This is a genomic window from Micromonospora sp. NPDC047187, assembly GCF_040643355.1.
Taxonomy (GTDB): domain Bacteria; phylum Actinomycetota; class Actinomycetes; order Mycobacteriales; family Micromonosporaceae; genus Micromonospora; species Micromonospora salmantinae.
This window is the reverse complement of record NZ_JBEYUF010000008.1, coordinates 20,933-36,983: the sequence shown is the minus strand read 5'-3', so window position 1 is coordinate 36,983 and position 16,051 is coordinate 20,933. Positions and strand designations below refer to the sequence as shown.

Below are 16,051 nucleotides of genomic sequence, written 5' to 3'. Positions count from 1 at the left end.
CACAGGGGCAGCGAGTGTGACGGGTGGGTGACGGCCGGTCAGCGCGAGCCGGCGCGGCGTGGTCGGCGGGTCAGGGACAGCCAGCCCAGAAACCGGGCGTGGAGTGCCCGCAGGTCAGGGCGAAGGCCTAGGGAGTACAGGTCGTCGACCGCGTCATGCATGTTCGCTGCCAGGTAGAAGGCCAGGGCGATCGAGTGGCCGTAGTACTCGGTCGCGAGGTGAAGCTGAGCCGGCGCACACGGCCAGGGCGCGGCGCAGTTGCGGCAGAGCCACGCCGGGCGCATCGGATGGTGCGGGCGAGGGCGGCGGGTCATCCGACCCTCACCGGACCGCGTTTGACGGGCCTGCGGGTGGTTGGCCGACGGGCCGGCGGGGCGGGCGGGTCCGGCCAGATCAGGCCCGCGGGCATCACGAACAGGGACCGGCGCGCGACCGCATCGCCGCTCGCGGCCAGTTCGTAAGCGTCAATCCACAGCCACCCGTCGTACGTCGGCCAGTCGAGAACGCGAATCACGCGGACGAAGATCGGGCGCATGAACTGCACACTCGCGGCGCGGGTCAGGTGCAAGACGTCACCCGTGTGCGGCTTTCGCGGTTTGGGCGGCGGCTCGGGTTCCCGATCGGGCGGCTTGTCCGGCACGGTGTCTTCCCCCTGCTCGTCACTTTGGGAAGGGCCACCCCGTGCAAGCTCGCCCGCGCAGATCTTGGACAATTTCCGTTCTCGCGTAACGGAAAGTGTCCAAGATCTGCGCAGTCCAGGGGCGGCCCCCGGTACGAACGCGTCCACCGGTTTTCAGGGTCCCTACCGGCCGCGCCGCCGGATCCCACCTTGCGGGCAGTGATGGGACAAGAACAGCCCGTAGCGATATGGTCACGAGACATTCCGCGCATCCGACGGGGGAAGCCGTGAACGATGCGCTGCGCGCCGCGCTAGCCGAGACGGGACACTCGATTGAGTCCCTGGCAGGGTTGGTCGGGGTCGATCGGAAGACGGTCGCGCGCTGGCTGAACCACGACCACATTCCCCACCCCCGACACCGGGAGGCGGCGGCGAGTGCGCTCCGACGGCCCATAGGGGACATCTGGCCGGACACTTCAAGACGCCGCGAGCCAATTTGGTTCCGACCATGGCAAGAGATCGAGCGCGAGGCGATCTCGCTGCGGTCGTTTCAGTCGACCGTCCTTCCCGGCCTGCTCCAGACCGAGGCATACGCTCGCGCCGTGCTCGCCGGAGCCGACGTCATCGCCCGCAGCGACGTCGAGCGGCACCTAGCCTCACGACTGGCCCGGCAAAGCATCCTGACCCGCGACGACCCGCCACACTTCACCGCCGTTGTGGACGAAGCCGTGCTGCGGCGGCCAGTCGGCGGGCGAGCCACCATGCGTGAGCAGGTGCAGGCTCTCATCACCGCGTGCGGGGCCCCGCACGTCCGCGTGCACATCGTCCCCTCCACCGTCGGCGCGTACGCTGGCCTGAACGGTCCCTTCGTGATCGCCGTGGGGTCCGAGCATCGGATTGCCGGCTACCTCGACAATCAGCTTCAGGGGCAAGTCGTTACCGGTGCCGAGGACATAGCGGCGATGCTGGCCGCATGGGAGAACGTACGCGGCGAGGCGCTGTCCCACTGGCAATCCGTCGATCTACTTACGGAGATGGCGAAGACATGGAACTGACCGGCGCGCAGTGGCGTAAGAGCACCCGCAGCAGCGGCAATGGCGGCGACTGCGTCGAGGTTGCCGACAACCTGCCTGGCGTCGTTGGCGTCCGGGACTCGAAGGACCTGGCAGGGCCGGCGTTGGTCTTCGGGTCAGCTGCCTGGCGGGCGTTCGTCGGTATGGCGAAGGCACACGACCCGGCCTGACCAGCATGACGCAGTGAGCCCTCGGCTCCTGGAACCTCAGGAGAGCGCCGGGGGCTTTCGCGTGTCCGGGGTCAACCACCCGCCAGGCAGCGCATGCGCGGCCAGGGACCGACCACGTAGACCGCTCGCGACGGTCCGGCTTCGCTGCGGCGGAATCAGCGGTGACTCGGGCGATGGCAGGTACGAGTCGGGATGGCCTTTGGAGCTGAATCGCTGACGACATCAACACCGGTTCGTTGGCTTATAATGTGGGAAATCTGTCTCAATAGACGGGAGTGCGCGATGAGCGTGACGGACGTCTTCGACGCGGTGGCCGGCACGTACGACGAGGCGCGCAGGCGGTTGATCCCGTGCTTCGACGCCTTCTACGGCACCGCCGTCCAGGTGGCCGCGCCGCCGTTGCGGGCCGCGCTCGCCACCGGGCGTACCCCGGAGGTGTTGGATCTGGGCGCCGGCACCGGCCTGCTCTCCCTGCTGCTGTCCGCAGCGGTGCCCGGAGTCCGGCTGACCCTGGTGGACGGAGCGCCGGCGATGCTCGCCCGCGCCACCGACCAGTTGGACGGGCGGTCCGTGCCACACCGAACGGTCCACGCCGACCTGGCCGACGAGTTGCCGCCGGGCCGGTACGACGCGGTGGTCAGCGCGCTGGCGATCCACCACCTGGACGACGCCGGCAAGCGCGCGCTCTACCGGCGGGCCGCCGCCGCGCTGGCACCGGGCGGGGTGTTCGTCAACGCCGAGCAGGTCGCCGGCCCGACCCCGGAGCTGGACCGGCGCTACGACGAGGTGTGGCTGGAGCGGATCACCGAGTTGGGCGCGTCCCCCGACGAGATCGCGGCTTCCCGGGAGCGGATGCGCCACGACCGCCCGGCCACGGTGGCCGACCAGTGCCGGTGGCTCGCCGAGGCGGGCCTGGTCGACGTCGACTGCTACTTCAAGGAGTGGCGCTTCGCGGTGTTCGGCGGTCGGGCCGGGTAAGCCTGACGGAATGTGCGTTTCCCCGCCCGGGGGCGAGTCGAGGAAGCAGGGATGACTGTTGGTCACACCGGTGGGTAATCTGCTCGGCATGACTGCCAAGGTGACTCTCTCGTTCACGGACGAGACGATCGAGGAAGCGCGGCGGTTCGCCAAGCGCGAGGGGCTGTCGCTCTCCGCGTGGATGGACCAGGCCGCCCGGGAGAAGGCGCTGCGCGAGGTCTTCACCGCGCACGCCGCCGCCGTGGGCCGCGCCAGCCTGGATCTGGAGTCCGCCGCGCTCGCCGACGCCCGCGAGGTGGGCATGGTCAACGACCTGTTCTCCGGCGGACGGCCGCGTGCTGCGTAGGGGTGAGATCTGGCGCATCGAGGGCGCTCGGGAACGCCTCGGCCTCGTGATCAGCTCGGACGTCTACAACTCCACCGACGTGCCCATCGTGATCGTGGTCGAGGTGGTTGAGGAGTCGCTGCTGCGGGACTCGCCGCTCGCCGTGTCGATGGGCCGGTACGTGGTGATGCCCGACCGGATCTCCTCGCCCATGAAGAAGTGGTTCACCGCGTGCGTGGACGTCGCCGACACCGACACCATGCTCCGGGTCGGCCGCGCGCTGCGTATCCTCCAGCAGCTCTGACCGTAAGGGCAGCTCCGATCGCGCCGTCCCGGTGGCGTGCTCACCATCGCCGCCGGCCCGTGGTGCGATAGCCGTTTCCGGCCCGACCCGCGACGGGCACTGCCAGGTAACCGGGCGTTCCTAGCGTTTCCCCTCGTCACATCGACGAGGAGGAGCCGCCGTGAGCACGCTCACCAGCACCGTAGTCACCGCCGAGCCGCCTGCCGTCACCGGTCGCCGGCAACCGCTGCACGACTGGCGCCCCGAGGACCCGGACTTCTGGCAGGCCACCGGCGCGCCGATCGCCCGGCGCAACCTCTGGGTCTCGATCTTCGCGGAGCACGTCGGCTTCTCGGTGTGGAGTCTCTGGTCGGTCACCGTGCTCTTCCTCGGCCCCGCCTACGGCATCGATCCGGCCGGGAAGTTCCTGCTCACCGCCGTGCCGGCCGCCCTGGGCGCGGTGCTGCGGCTGCCGTACACGCTGGCGGTGGCCCGCTTCGGCGGACGACGCTGGACGATCATCAGCGCACTGCTGTTGCTGGTGCCCGCGGTCCCGATGACGGTGCTGCTGGAACCCGGGGTGTCCTACACCACCCTGATGGTGCTCGCCTGCCTCACCGGGGTCGGCGGCGGCAACTTCGCCTCCTCGATGGCGAACATCAACCTGTTCTACCCGCAGCGGCTCAAGGGGCGGGCGCTCGGGCTCAACGCCGGTGGCGGCAACCTGGGCGTACCCGCCGTGCAGTTGGTCGGCCTGGCGGTCCTCGCCACCGCGGGCGCCGCGTACCCCCGGTTGGTGCCGGCGGTCTACCTGCCACTGATCGTGCTGGCCGCGCTCGCCGCGGCCCGCTGGTTGGACACCGTGCCCGGGGCGCGCAACGAACCGGGCGCGTTGCGGGAGGCGGCCCGTGATCCACACACCTGGGTGATGTCGCTGCTCTACATCGGCACCTTCGGCTCGTTCATCGGCTTCGGTTTCGCCTTCGGTCAGGTGCTCCAGCTCCAGTTCGCCGAGCGGTTCCCCACCCCGGTCGACGCCGCCTGGCTGACGTTCCTGGGCCCGCTGGTCGGCTCGCTGATCCGGCCGCTGGGCGGGCACCTCGCCGACCGGTTGGGCGGGGCACGGGTGACCTTCTGGAACTTCGTGGCGATGGCGGCCGGCGCGAGCACCGTGCTGTACGCGGCCCGGGAGCGCTCGTTCGGGCTCTACCTCGCCGGGTTCCTCGCCCTCTTCGTCTTCTCCGGCGTCGGCAACGGCTCCACCTACAAGATGATCCCGGCGATCTTCCGGGCCCGGTCGGCGGACGCGGTGGCCACGGGTCAGCGTGATCCGGAGGCCGCCGCGCGGTGGGCGCGTCGGATGACCGGCGCGTTGATCGGCATCGCGGGTGCGATCGGCGCCTTCGGCGGGGTGCTGGTCAACATCGCGTTCCGCCAGTCGTTCCTCAGCTCGGGCAACGCCGACGCCGCCTACCTGGCCTTCATCGGCTGGTACGCGTTGTGCTTCGCGGTCACCTGGGTGGTCTACCGCCGTCCGAGGGCCGGTCGACTCGCCAACGTGTGAGGTGAGACACCCTCGGCGCGTCGCCGCGCGGGACCGCACCCCCGTTTTGACCTGCGGACGGGGCGCCGGGTATCGTTGCCTGCTGTTGTACGACATCCAGAGGCGTGCCCCTTCAGGTACGCTTGGTCGTTCGTGCGCGCTGGTCCGGCCTGCTAGATCTGGTCACCTCGGCGCGCGACCCCAGACCGACGACGAGACAAGGTAGACCTGTGCGTACGTACAGCCCGAAGCCGGGTGAGATCGAGCGTCAGTGGCACGTCATCGACGCCTCTGATGTCGTGCTGGGCCGCCTGGCCACCCACGCCGCCACGTTGCTGCGTGGTAAGCACAAGCCGACTTTCGCGCCGCACGTCGACACGGGCGACTTTGTCGTCATCGTGAACGCGGGCAAGGTTGCGTTGACCGGCAACAAGCGTCAGACCAAGGTCGCTTACCGCCACTCCGGTTACCCGGGTGGTCTGAAGCAGATCGGCTACGACGAGCTGCTGACCAAGCGTCCCGAGCGGGCCATCGAGCTGGCCGTGAAGGGGATGCTCCCGCACAACAAGCTCGGCCGTCAGCTGATCAAGAAGCTGAAGGTCTACGCCGGTGCCGAGCACCCGCACCTCGCGCAGCAGCCGGTGCCGTTCGAGATCAAGCAGATCGCGCAGTGAGCGCGGGCGAAGGAAGCAGCATGACCGACATCATCGAGACCGAGGTCGCCCCGGAAGCCCCCGAGGCCACCGAGGCGCCGGCGCCCGTTGCCCGCGCGCCTCGTGGTGACCGGCCGATCCAGACCGTGGGCCGCCGCAAGGAGGCCATCGTCCGGGTCCGCATCGTCCCGGGCACCGGCAAGATCACCTGCAACGGCCAGGACCTCGAGGCCTACTTCCCGAGCAAGGTGCACCAGCAGCTCATCAAGGACCCGCTGGTCACCGCCGAGAAGCTCGAGCAGTTCGACGTCATCGCGAACCTGCGTGGCGGCGGCACCACCGGCCAGGCCGGTGCGCTGCGGCTGGGCATCGCCCGCGCGCTGATCATCAACGAGCCGGACGACCGCCCGGCCCTGAAGAAGGCCGGCTTCCTCACCCGTGACGCCCGCGTCAAGGAGAGCAAGAAGTACGGCCTCAAGAAGGCCCGTAAGGCTCCCCAGTACTCGAAGCGCTGATCTTTTCCAGCGCGTTGTACTTCTGACGGACGGCCGGTCCGCCTCCCCCTCGGGGGAGGCGGGTCGGCCGTTCCGCTTTCTCCTCACTGGCAGTGCTCTTTCGGAGGTTGGCGGGTATGGGTCGGTTGTTCGGCACGGACGGCGTACGCGGGCGGGCAAACGCGGATCTCACCCCGGAATTGGCGCTGGCGCTCGCGGTGGCAGCCGCGCACACACTCGCCGAGACGGACCGCAGTCATCCGCCGCTCGCCGTCGTCGGTCGCGACACCCGCGCCAGCGGCGAGATGCTGGAGGCCGCCGTGGTCGCCGGGCTGACCAGCGCCGGCGCCAACGTGGTGCGGGTCGGCGTGCTACCCACCCCGGCGGTGGCGTTCCTCACCGCGGAGGCCAAGGCCGACCTGGGTGTCATGCTCTCCGCGTCGCACAACCCGATGCCGGACAACGGCATCAAGCTCTTCGCCGCCGGTGGGCACAAGTTGCCCGACGAGATCGAGATGCAGATCGAGGCGGCCGTCGAGACGAACGCCACCACCGCCTGGGACCGGCCGATCGGTGCCGGCGTCGGCCGGGTGCACGACCTGCTCGACGGAGCCGACCACTACGTCCAGCACCTGGTGGGCACCGTTCCGCACCGGCTCGACGGGATCAAGGTAGTGGTCGACTGCGCCAACGGCGCCGCCGCCGAGGTCGCCCCCGTCGCCTACCGGGAGGCCGGCGCGGAGGTCATCGCCATCCACGCGGAGCCCGACGGGCTGAACATCAACGACGACTGTGGCTCCAACCACATCGAGGCGCTGCGCGCCGCAGTGGTCGAGCACGGCGCCCACCTGGGCATCGCCCACGACGGCGACGCCGACCGCTGCCTGGCGGTCACCGCCGACGGTGACGAGGTGGACGGCGACCAGGTCATGGCAATCCTCGCGCTGGCCATGCGGGACGCCGGCACGCTCACCCAGGACACCCTGGTGGCCACCGTGATGAGCAACCTCGGGCTGCGCCTCGCGATGTCCGCGCAGGGCATCCGCCTGATCGAGACCAAGGTCGGTGACCGGTACGTGCTGGAGGAGCTGCGCGCCTCCGGGTTGGCGCTCGGCGGTGAGCAGAGCGGCCACATCGTGATGCCCGCGCACGCCACCACCGGCGACGGGGTGCTCACCGGCCTGCACCTGATGGCTCGGATGGCGGCCACCGGCCAGTCCCTCGCCGAGTTGGCCTCGGTGGTCACCAAGCTGCCCCAGGTGCTGATCAACGTGCCGGTCGGCGACCGGACCGTCGGCGCCGCCGCACCCGCCGTACGCGCCGAGGTCGAGCGGGCCGAGGCGGAGTTGGGGGAGACCGGCCGGGTGCTGCTGCGCCCGTCGGGCACCGAGCCGTTGGTCCGGGTGATGGTCGAGGCGGCCACCGAGGCGACCGCCCGTGAGGTCGCCGAGCGGATCGCCGAGCTGGTCCGCACCGCGAGCCCGGTCGCCTGAGACCACCTCGGGGCGGCGTCACAACCGCAGTCGGGCCGCCCGCTCGTACGTGTCGGCGGGGTCCTCGCCGTCGGTGAGGTCGAGATCCTCGGTGACGCGTCCGTCGGTAAGTCGGACCAGTCGGTCGCAGCGGGCAGCGATGGCCTGTTCGTGGGTGGCGAGCAGGATGGTCATGCCGTGCCGTTCACGTAGGTCGAGCAGCAGGTCGAGGATCTGCCCGCCGTTGGTGGAGTCGAGGTTGCCGGTGGGCTCGTCGGCCAGCAGCAGGCCCGGCGCTCCCATCAGGGCGCGGGCGATGGCGACCCGTTGCTGCTGGCCGCCGGAGAGCTGCGCGGGCAGGGCGCGCTCCCGCCCGGCCAGGCCGACCGCGTCGAGCAACTCGCGGGCACGGGTCGCGTGATCGGCCCGGCCCCGGCGGGGGAGGACCGGCGCGATCACGTTGTCCAGCACGGTGAGTGCGGGCAGCAGGTGGTAGCGCTGGAACACGAACCCGACCCGTTGCCGGTAGCGGGCCAGTGCAGCCCGACGTAGGTCGCTGACCACCACGTCGTCGACTGTCACGCTGCCCTCGTCGGCCTGCTCGATCGCGCCGATGAGATGCAGCAGCGTCGACTTGCCCGACCCGCTCGGCCCGGTCAACGCCACCACCGAGCCGGCCGCGACGGTCAGGGACACGTCGTCGACCGCGGTCAGCTGGTCCGCCCCGGTGCCGAATCGCCGTGTCAGGTGGTCGACCGAGATCGCGCTACCGATCTGCTCGCTCATGACTGCTACTCCTCTGCCAGAAGTCGGGCGGGTCGTAGGCGCGGCAACAGGGCGGCGGGCACCAGCGCGGCGAAGGCGCTGACCAACGCGCCCGCCAGCGCGACCAGCGCGGCCACCAGGAGCAGCGCGCCGGGAAGGGCGCCGATCAGCCAACCCGCGCTGGCCAGGCCGATCGCCGCGCCGGTCGTCGAACCGACGAGCCCCAGCGTCAACCCCTCGTAGCCGACCAGCCGGCCGAGTTCGGCGTCGGTCCAGCCGACCGCCCGCAGGGTGGCCAACTCGGCGGCCCGGTCGCGGATGTTCAGGTAGAGCACGTCCGCCACCGCAGCGGCACCGAGCAGCACGGTGGCCGCAGCGGCCACGGTGTCCGCGCCGCGCACGCTCAGCGAAACCACGTCGCCGAGCAGACTGCCGACGATCGCGCCCCGGAACGCCCACGCGGCGGCGGTGACCAGCGTCAGCGCGGCCACCCCGATGGCCAGCGCGCCGGCGCCGAGGAACGTGCGCCCGGGGGTGCGGGCCAGATTCACCAGCGCCAACCCGAAGAGGGTGCGTGGCCGGCGTACCCAGCCGGCGGGAGCGACGATCGGGCGGAGGGCGGCGGCCGGGTGGGTGCGCGCGGCCCGCAGCGCCGGCACCAGGCCCGCTGCCACCGCGAGCAGCAGGGCGATGGGTACGGCCAGGGCCGACCGCCGCCAGTCGACGTCGATGCCGAGCGCCATCCCGAGCGGGATCGCGAGGGTCAGCGAGAGCAGACCGGCGACGAGCCCGAGTAGAGCGACCTCGCCCACGATCAGCGCCGCGATGCGGCGGACCGGCCAGCCGAGACACGAGAGCACCGCCAGCTCGGAGCGCCGGTCCCGGACGGCGGCGCTGACCGCGTTGCCGAGGAAGAGCACGCAGACCACCAGCACCAGTACGAAGAGCACCAGACTCTTACGGTCCACCGCCTGGGTGATGACCGACGCCACGCCGAGTGCCGACCAGTTCTCGGTCAGCCGCAGCATCGGCCGGCCGAACGAGCCGGCGGGCAGCTCCACGGTCTGCGGCGCACCCGACGAACCGAGGGTGATGTCCACGTCCAGCCCGGTGCGTGCCGCGATCTGCTCGGCGACCAGTCGGACCCGCTCGGCCGACCGCTCGCTGTAGCCGCCCACGTCGGCCGCCCGCACCCGGATCGCGCTGATCGGGGCCTTGGCCTGTGGCCCGCCGCCACCCTCCAGGATTTTCGGCACGCTGCCGAGGTTGGTGAGGAGCAGCGGCGGCGCGGACAGGTAGCCGGCAGGGTTGCCGCTGGGCGACAGCGGTTGACCGCCCAGCGCTGCCCGGCTGCGGTCGTCCGCACCCTCCGCCGTCGGCGCCTGGTAGGTCTCCAGCGGCAGTTGGCCGAGGTCACTGAACCCGGCCAGCCGGCCCGGGTCGAAGACACCGACTGCCCGCCAGAAGCGATTGGCGGTGTTCGCGCCCACGGGTAGCGGCAGCGCCCGGATCGATCGGGATCCGGTGTCGTCGGCGAGCCAAGGTCGGGGCAGCGGGTTGAACGCCTCCATCTTGCCGTACACCGCGGGGTCGCCGGGCGGCTGCTGGCGGGCCCGCAGGCTGCCGTCGGGTAGCCGGTCGTACTGCACCTCGGCCGACTGCACGACCGTCTGAAGTTGGCCGTGGCAGCACCCGGCCAGGGAAAGCTCCTCGGTGAGCATCGCCTGGTGCCCGGCGGTGAGGTCGTACCGACCGGACCCGGCGGGAGTCCCCTCGGGGCGGCTCAACGTCTCCTCCAGGTCGATCGCCTCCACCCCTGCGGGGCTGATCGCGAGCCGGGTGAACCTGGCCGCCAGCGACTCGTCGATGAAGGGTCGGTTGGTGACGAGGACCGGGACCTCGTGGTTGTCCGCTGAGCCCCGGCGGTTGACGGCGACCTTGTCGTCGGTGCGGACGGCTCGACCGGTGACCACGGCATCGTCGAGTCCGACGAGTTGGTCCTCGGCCGCCGGGTCCACAGCGGCCAGGAGGAACGGCACGGTCAGGTCGTACGCCATAACCAGCCGGTCATTGGGTGTAGCAGAGCCGTCCCGGTCGGTAGCGAGGATGTAGGAGTCGGCTTGGAACCGACCGTCGGGCAGCAGCTGGACGGCGTGCAGGGACCAATCCTCGCGCTCAGAGTAGGTGCCCGGGTTGCCCAGCAGGGCGTATCCCGGATCGCAGATGGGAAGGCTGCGCCCGTCCGGCTGTACCTCGCGGGGCGTCGGCCCGCAGGTGTCCGACCAGGAGTAGGACCGTCCATCGGAGTACGGCACGGCGTCACCGTCGATTCCCCTGTCGATCCGGGGGTAGATCAGCGGCTTCTTGGTCACGTAGACGTACCGGGGTTTGCCCGGTGCGCTGGAGAGACCGCGTTCGGCGTGGAAGGTCGGGTCGACCCGAATGACCTGACGATCCAGCGAGCGGTCGACGGCGTCGGTGAGGTCGAGCGGCGTCGGTAGCAGCGTGGTGGAATAGCCGAGCATCGCGATCGGGGCCGCCACCTCGACGCCGGGGACTGTGGTCACCTGCTCGTACTGCTGTGTGGTGATGCCGCCGAACAGCCCGGAGAGATAGTTGGGGCGGACCAGCCCGCGCTCGGCCTCCAGCGGGGTGCGGGTCCCCTTCGGACGGACCAGGATCTCGTAGGCGACCTGGGTGTTGCGCTCGACAGTGCCGGTGACGTCCAGACGAGAGGTGGTGGTGGCGCCGGTCAGGACCACGAAGCCGGTGGTCGCCACCAGCACGCCGACCAGCAGCGCCACCGACCGCCCCGCACGGCCGCGCAGCTGTCTCCAGATGAAGCCGAGCATCGCGCCTCCCCGTGTGCTGTCCCCACTCTGCGCGATACATTGTGACAATGCAAGACCCGTACCGGAGGTGACATGGCGATCCAGCACGCTGTCCTCGCCCTGCTCGCTGGTGGCCCCAGCCACGGCTACCAGCTCAAGGGCGCGTTCGAGGCCGCCGTCGGCCCGCAGTGGGGGCCGCTGAACATCGGCCACCTCTACCAGATCCTGGACCGGCTCTCCCGGGACGAGCTGGTCGTCGCCGAACGGCAGCCGCAGCCGATCAAGCCGGACCGGGTGGTCTACCAGATCACCCCGGCCGGCCGCTCGGAGTTGGCGCGGTGGCTGGCCGAGCCGAGCCCGCGCAGCGGCGGATTCCGGGACGACTTCTTCCTCAAGGTCACCGCCGCCGCCCGGTCCGGCTCCGCGACCACGGTTCGCGCCGTCCTGAGCAACCAGCGTGGGCACCTGCTGCGCGAGCTGCGCAATCTGGACGGCCTACGGAGGGCCGCCGAGGATCAGGTGGTCAGGTTGCTGCTCACCGCGGCCAGCCGGCACGTGACCGCGGACCTGTCGTTCGTTGACGACGCCGAGGCGGTGCTGCTCGGTGACGAGGGCCAACTGCTCACCCGACTCGCGGCGTCGACAGCGGATCAGTCGGCGACCGACCCGGGATCGGCCGGCTCCGGGCACGTCAGCGGCTCGGGCCCAGAGCGTGCAGCCGGCTGACCGCCTCGGTCAGCACCTCCGGGCGCTTGCAGAAGGCGAACCTGACCAGCCGCCGGCCCGCGTCGACGTCGTCGTAGAAGACCTGGGTGGGCACCGCCACCACACCGCAGCGCTCTGGCAACGAACGGCAGAACTCCACCCCGTCCCGGCCGCCGAGGGCGGTGATGTCGGCGGTGACGAAGTACGTCCCCTCCGAGTCGAGCACCTCGAACCCGGCGTCGGTCAGACCACCGACGAGCTGGTCACGCCGCTGCTGGAGACCGTCCCGGAAACCGGTGTAGTAGTCATCCGGCAGGGCCAGCGCCACGGCCACCGCCGGTTGCAGCGGCGCGGCGTTGACATAGGTGAGGAACTGCTTCACCCGGAGCACCGCCGAGACCAGCGCCGCCGGGCCGCTCGCCCAGCCGACCTTCCACCCCGTGCAGGAGAACGTCTTGCCGGCCGACGAGATGCGCAGCGTCCGCTCCCGCATCCCGGGCAGGCTGGCCAGCGGCACGTGCCTGCTCGCCGCGTCGGTGAAGACCAGGTGCTCGTACACCTCGTCGGTGACCGCGTACGCGCCGAACTCCTGGCACAACTCGGCGACCTGCGCCAACTCCGCCGGGGTGAAGACCTTGCCGGTCGGATTGTGCGGCGAGTTCAGCAGCACCAGCCGGGTGCGCGGCCCGAACGCCGCACGCAGCGCCGCCGGGTCGAAGGCGTACCGGCCGTCGGCCGTGGGGCGCAGCGTCACCGGCCGGCGGACCGCGCCGGCCAGCGCGATCGAGGCGGCGTACGAGTCGTAGTACGGCTCGAAGCAGACCACCTCGTCGCCCGGTTCGCAGAGCGCGAGGATGCTCGCCGCGACCGCCTCGGTCGCGCCCGCCGTGATCACGATCTCGCTGTCCGGGTCGTACCCCAGGTCGTAGAACCGCCGCTGATGCGCCGCGACGGCCGCGCGCAGGGCGGGGATCCCCGGGCCGGGCGGGTACTGGTTCTGCCCGTTGCGCAGCGCCTCGGCGGCGGCGGCCAGCATCTCCGGCGGACCGTCGGTGTCGGGGAAGCCCTGGCCGAGGTTGACCGCGCCGGTGCGTACGGCGAGGGCGGACATCTCGGCGAAGATCGTCGTGCCGAATGGCCGCATCCGGGCCACCAGCGGGTCGACATCGGTGCTCGTCGTCACCTGCGCCAGCCTACGGCCATACCCGGCTCGGACCCCAGCCTCACTCGGGCGCGCAACTGGTCGGCCAGTACCCCCGGGTCTTGTCGACGACCGGCTTGCCGGCGCCGGTGACAGTGACTGTGCAGTCGAGTGGTCTCGCACCCTCATCGTCGGCCCATCTGGCCTCCACCATCACCCTGGTCTTGCCGTTGGTGCGAATGGTGGTGCGCTGGTGGGCTCCGTCCAACCGGCGTCGTCGGGGACGACCCACGGCTGCTCGGCGATCGGGTCCGGGTTGGTCGAGCCGAGCCACAGGCCACCCACGCAGAGGCAGCCACACACGAGTAGGACGAGTGCCACGACGGCCGCGACGACGATCCCGACGATCCGCCCGCTGCTCGTGGCCGGCTTGCCGGGGACCTGCGGATACCCGGGGTAGGCGTACGGCGGCGGATAGCCGGGCGGCGGCCAGCCAGCGGCCGAGGGCTGCCCGCCGGGCATGGGCCACCCCGCTGGCGGTGGCGATCCGGCCGACGGCGGGCCTGAGGCGTCGGGCGTCCACGGGGGCGTCTGTGGGTCGGGCGTCCACGGCGTCGCGGACGGTTGTGGCGTCCACTGGGTGGCGGGCGGAGACGGCGTCCACGGCGCGGCCGGTGGGGCGGGCGCCCAGGGGGCCTGCGCTGCCCAAGGCTGGCCCGGAGCCAGCGGGTCGGGGGCCGGGAACGGAGCCGAGGACCGTGGTGCCGTCGGATCCGGCGGGGGTGCGGGGGAGGCCGGGTCCGGAGCGGATGAGGGTGTTGGGTCGGGCGACGGCGCGTCGGACATGGCTGCTCCGGGCGGGAGTGGGTATGGGACGGACGGGCCGTGGACGGGAGCGCCAAACCCGCCGAGAGACTGTCGCACCCGAAGGCGTGTCGCAACCCCGCCCTCCGGAGCGGGGCGCGAGCTGCCTGTGACGCTCGTCCCGTTGCGGCCGCGCAGGCACTGATCGCTCAGATTCCGTGATTGATAACCCGACTTTCGAGCAACCAACATGAGTGAAACTGGGTTAGGCTGCGGGCCATGTGTGGAATCGTGGGATACGCGGGCGCGCGCCCCGCACTCGGCATCGTCCTCGACGGGCTGCGGCGACTGGAATACCGTGGCTACGACTCGGCAGGCGTCGCGATCGTCTGTGACGACAAGCTGCTGACCGAGAAGAAGGCCGGCAAGCTGGCCAACCTGGAGAAGGTGCTGTCCGAGCGGGCCGCCGACGACCCGACCTCCTGCGCGGCCAGCCCGATCGGCATCGGTGACGGCACCACAGGCATCGGGCACACCCGGTGGGCCACCCACGGCGGCCCGACCGACCGCAACGCCCACCCACACGTCGCCCCCGACGGACGGGTCGCGGTGATCCACAACGGCATCATCGAGAACTTCGCCAAGCTCCGCGCCGAGCTGGAGGCCGACGGCGTCCAGTTCACCAGCGACACCGACACCGAGTGCGCCGCGCACCTGCTCGCCGCCGCGCTGGCCGACCTGCGCGCCGCCGGCCAGCCGGACAGCCCGCAACTGCTCGCCGCCGGCATGCGCGTGGTCTGCCAGCGACTGGAAGGCGCGTTCACCCTGCTCGCGGTGGACGCCGCAGTGCCCGGCGCGGTCGTCGGCGCCCGGCGCAACTCGCCGCTGGTGGTCGGCCGGGGCGACGGGGAAAACTACCTGGCCAGCGACGTGGCCGCGTTCATCGAGCACACCCGGGAAGCGGTCGAGCTGGGCCAGGACCAGATCGTGCTGATCACCGGTGACAGCATCGAGATCACCGACTTCGAGGGCCAGCCCGCCGCCGGCAAGGACTTCCACATCGACTGGGACTCCTCGGCCGCGGAGAAGGGCGGCTACGACTGGTTCATGCTCAAGGAGATCGAGGAGCAGCCGCAGGCCATCGCCGACACGCTGCTGGGCCGGCTCACCGAGAGCGGCGAGATCGCCCTCGACGAGGTCCGCCTCAGCGACCAGGACCTGCGCGACGTCGACAAGATCTTCATCGTGGCCTGCGGCACGGCGTACCACGCCGGCATGGTCGCCAAGTACGCCATCGAGCACTGGACCCGGATCCCGTGCGAGGTGGAGCTGGCCAGCGAGTTCCGCTACCGCGACCCGGTGCTCGACCGGTCCACGCTGATCGTGGTCATCTCGCAGTCCGGCGAGACGATGGACACCCTGATGGCGCTGCGCCACGCCAAGGAGCAGAAGGCCCGGGTGCTGGCGATCTGCAACACCAACGGCTCGACCATCCCCCGCGAGTCCGACGCCGTGCTCTACACCCACGGCGGGCCGGAGATCGCCGTCGCCTCCACCAAGGCGTTCCTCACCCAGGTCGTCGCCTGCTACCTGATCGGCCTGCACCTGGCCCAGGTGCGCGGAATCAAGTTCGCCGACGAGGTGGGCGCGGTGGTCGCGCAGTTGCAGGAGATTCCCGGCAAGCTGCGTGAGCTGCTCGACCGGATCGAGCCCGTCCGCGAGCTGGCCCGGGAGCTGAAGTCCGAGCCGACAGTGCTGTTCATCGGCCGGCACGTCGGCTACCCGGTGGCCCTGGAGGGCGCGCTGAAGCTCAAGGAGTTGGCGTACATGCACGCCGAGGGCTTCGCCGCCGGTGAGCTGAAGCACGGCCCGATCGCCCTGATCGACAAGGGCACCCCGGTCATCTGCGTGGTGCCCTCGCCGGTGGGCCGGGGCATGCTGCACGACAAGGTCGTCTCCAACATCCAGGAGGTCCGGGCTCGTGGCGCGCGGACCATCGTGATCGCTGAGGAGGGCGACGAGGCGGTCGTCCGGTACGCCGACCACCTGATCTACGTGCCGCGTACGCCCACCCTGCTTGCCCCGCTCGTCACCACTGTGCCGTTGCAGGTGCTCGCCGCCGAGATCGCCGCCGCTCGGGGGCACGACGTGGACCAGCCCCGCAACCTGGCCAAGTCGGTCACCGTCGAGTAAGC

At 71.0% G+C, this 16,051-nt stretch carries 18 protein-coding genes; 11 read left to right on the top strand and 7 right to left on the bottom strand.

What is annotated here, in order from left to right; translation table 11 throughout:
* Positions 1–38: 38 nt before the first annotated feature.
* Entirely contained in the window at positions 39–314 is a 276-nt protein-coding gene (locus ABZ794_RS15680; protein WP_210783273.1) for a hypothetical protein, read from the bottom strand.
* Positions 311–535: a hypothetical protein gene (locus ABZ794_RS15675; protein WP_210783393.1), complete on the bottom strand. Its 225-nt coding sequence runs from the start codon at positions 533–535 to the stop codon at positions 311–313. Before ABZ794_RS15675 ends, ABZ794_RS15680 begins: the two co-directional genes overlap by 4 nt.
* A 371-nt stretch (positions 536–906) precedes the next feature.
* On the opposite strand from ABZ794_RS15675, the gene ABZ794_RS15670 reads away from it, so the two are divergent.
* The 9 genes from ABZ794_RS15670 to glmM all read left to right on the top strand — a co-directional run bounded on the left by ABZ794_RS15670 (position 907) and on the right by glmM (position 7,631).
* On the top strand, positions 907–1,674 hold the full coding sequence (locus tag ABZ794_RS15670) for a helix-turn-helix transcriptional regulator (protein ID WP_210783275.1): 768 nt from the start codon (positions 907–909) through the stop codon (positions 1,672–1,674).
* A complete protein-coding gene (locus tag ABZ794_RS15665; RefSeq protein ID WP_210783276.1) occupies positions 1,665–1,862 on the top strand; it encodes a DUF397 domain-containing protein in 198 nt (65 codons plus the stop codon). Before ABZ794_RS15670 ends, ABZ794_RS15665 begins: the two co-directional genes overlap by 10 nt.
* A 282-nt stretch (positions 1,863–2,144) precedes the next feature.
* Positions 2,145–2,840, top strand: coding sequence for a methyltransferase domain-containing protein (locus tag ABZ794_RS15660; protein WP_210783278.1), 696 nt, complete (start codon positions 2,145–2,147; stop codon positions 2,838–2,840).
* A gap of 88 nt (positions 2,841–2,928) precedes the next feature.
* Entirely contained in the window at positions 2,929–3,186 is a 258-nt protein-coding gene (locus ABZ794_RS15655) for a DUF6364 family protein (protein ID WP_091403518.1), read from the top strand.
* On the top strand, positions 3,176–3,469 hold the full coding sequence (locus ABZ794_RS15650) for a hypothetical protein (RefSeq protein WP_091402325.1): 294 nt from the start codon (positions 3,176–3,178) through the stop codon (positions 3,467–3,469). The genes ABZ794_RS15655 and ABZ794_RS15650 overlap by 11 nt, the downstream gene beginning before the upstream one ends.
* A gap of 160 nt (positions 3,470–3,629) precedes the next feature.
* Entirely contained in the window at positions 3,630–5,012 is a 1,383-nt protein-coding gene (locus ABZ794_RS15645; RefSeq protein ID WP_124854248.1) for a nitrate/nitrite transporter, read from the top strand.
* 209 nt (positions 5,013–5,221) lie between these two features.
* Positions 5,222–5,665: a 50S ribosomal protein L13 gene (gene rplM, locus ABZ794_RS15640; protein WP_053653864.1), complete on the top strand. Its 444-nt coding sequence runs from the start codon at positions 5,222–5,224 to the stop codon at positions 5,663–5,665.
* Between the two features lie 20 nt (positions 5,666–5,685).
* Positions 5,686–6,159 (top strand): 30S ribosomal protein S9, encoded by a 474-nt coding sequence (gene rpsI / locus ABZ794_RS15635; protein ID WP_112626216.1) that lies wholly within the window; start codon positions 5,686–5,688, stop codon positions 6,157–6,159.
* Positions 6,160–6,275: 116 nt separating this feature from the next.
* A complete protein-coding gene (glmM, locus tag ABZ794_RS15630) occupies positions 6,276–7,631 on the top strand; it encodes a phosphoglucosamine mutase (protein ID WP_091402319.1) in 1,356 nt (451 codons plus the stop codon).
* An 18-nt stretch (positions 7,632–7,649) separates the two neighbouring features.
* Here the strand turns inward: glmM and ABZ794_RS15625 are convergent, their stop codons facing one another.
* Together ABZ794_RS15625 and ABZ794_RS15620 are read right to left on the bottom strand one after the other, a co-directional pair.
* Entirely contained in the window at positions 7,650–8,396 is a 747-nt protein-coding gene (locus tag ABZ794_RS15625; RefSeq protein WP_210783280.1) for an ABC transporter ATP-binding protein, read from the bottom strand.
* Between the two features lie 5 nt (positions 8,397–8,401).
* Positions 8,402–11,227 (bottom strand): ABC transporter permease, encoded by a 2,826-nt coding sequence (locus ABZ794_RS15620; protein ID WP_210783282.1) that lies wholly within the window; start codon positions 11,225–11,227, stop codon positions 8,402–8,404.
* A gap of 72 nt (positions 11,228–11,299) precedes the next feature.
* Here ABZ794_RS15620 and ABZ794_RS15615 point away from each other — a divergent pair, with 72 nt between their 5' ends.
* Positions 11,300–11,932, top strand: coding sequence for a PadR family transcriptional regulator (locus ABZ794_RS15615; RefSeq protein ID WP_357516039.1), 633 nt, complete (start codon positions 11,300–11,302; stop codon positions 11,930–11,932).
* Here ABZ794_RS15615 and ABZ794_RS15610 read toward each other — a convergent pair.
* From ABZ794_RS15610 to ABZ794_RS15600, 3 genes are all read right to left on the bottom strand, one after another.
* Positions 11,898–13,055 carry a pyridoxal phosphate-dependent aminotransferase gene (locus ABZ794_RS15610; RefSeq protein ID WP_357516132.1) on the bottom strand — a complete coding sequence of 386 codons (1,158 nt, stop codon included), beginning with the start codon at positions 13,053–13,055 and terminating at the stop codon, positions 11,898–11,900. The two genes, ABZ794_RS15615 and ABZ794_RS15610, sit on opposite strands and share 35 nt — an antisense overlap.
* A gap of 79 nt (positions 13,056–13,134) precedes the next feature.
* Positions 13,135–13,266 carry a hypothetical protein gene (locus tag ABZ794_RS15605; RefSeq protein ID WP_255750438.1) on the bottom strand — a complete coding sequence of 44 codons (132 nt, stop codon included), beginning with the start codon at positions 13,264–13,266 and terminating at the stop codon, positions 13,135–13,137.
* On the bottom strand, positions 13,266–13,574 hold the full coding sequence (locus ABZ794_RS15600; RefSeq protein WP_357516037.1) for a hypothetical protein: 309 nt from the start codon (positions 13,572–13,574) through the stop codon (positions 13,266–13,268). Before ABZ794_RS15600 ends, ABZ794_RS15605 begins: the two co-directional genes overlap by 1 nt.
* A 561-nt stretch (positions 13,575–14,135) precedes the next feature.
* On the opposite strand from ABZ794_RS15600, the gene glmS reads away from it, so the two are divergent.
* Entirely contained in the window at positions 14,136–16,049 is a 1,914-nt protein-coding gene (gene glmS / locus ABZ794_RS15595; RefSeq protein WP_210783288.1) for a glutamine--fructose-6-phosphate transaminase (isomerizing), read from the top strand.
* The last annotated feature ends 2 nt before the right edge of the window (positions 16,050–16,051 follow it).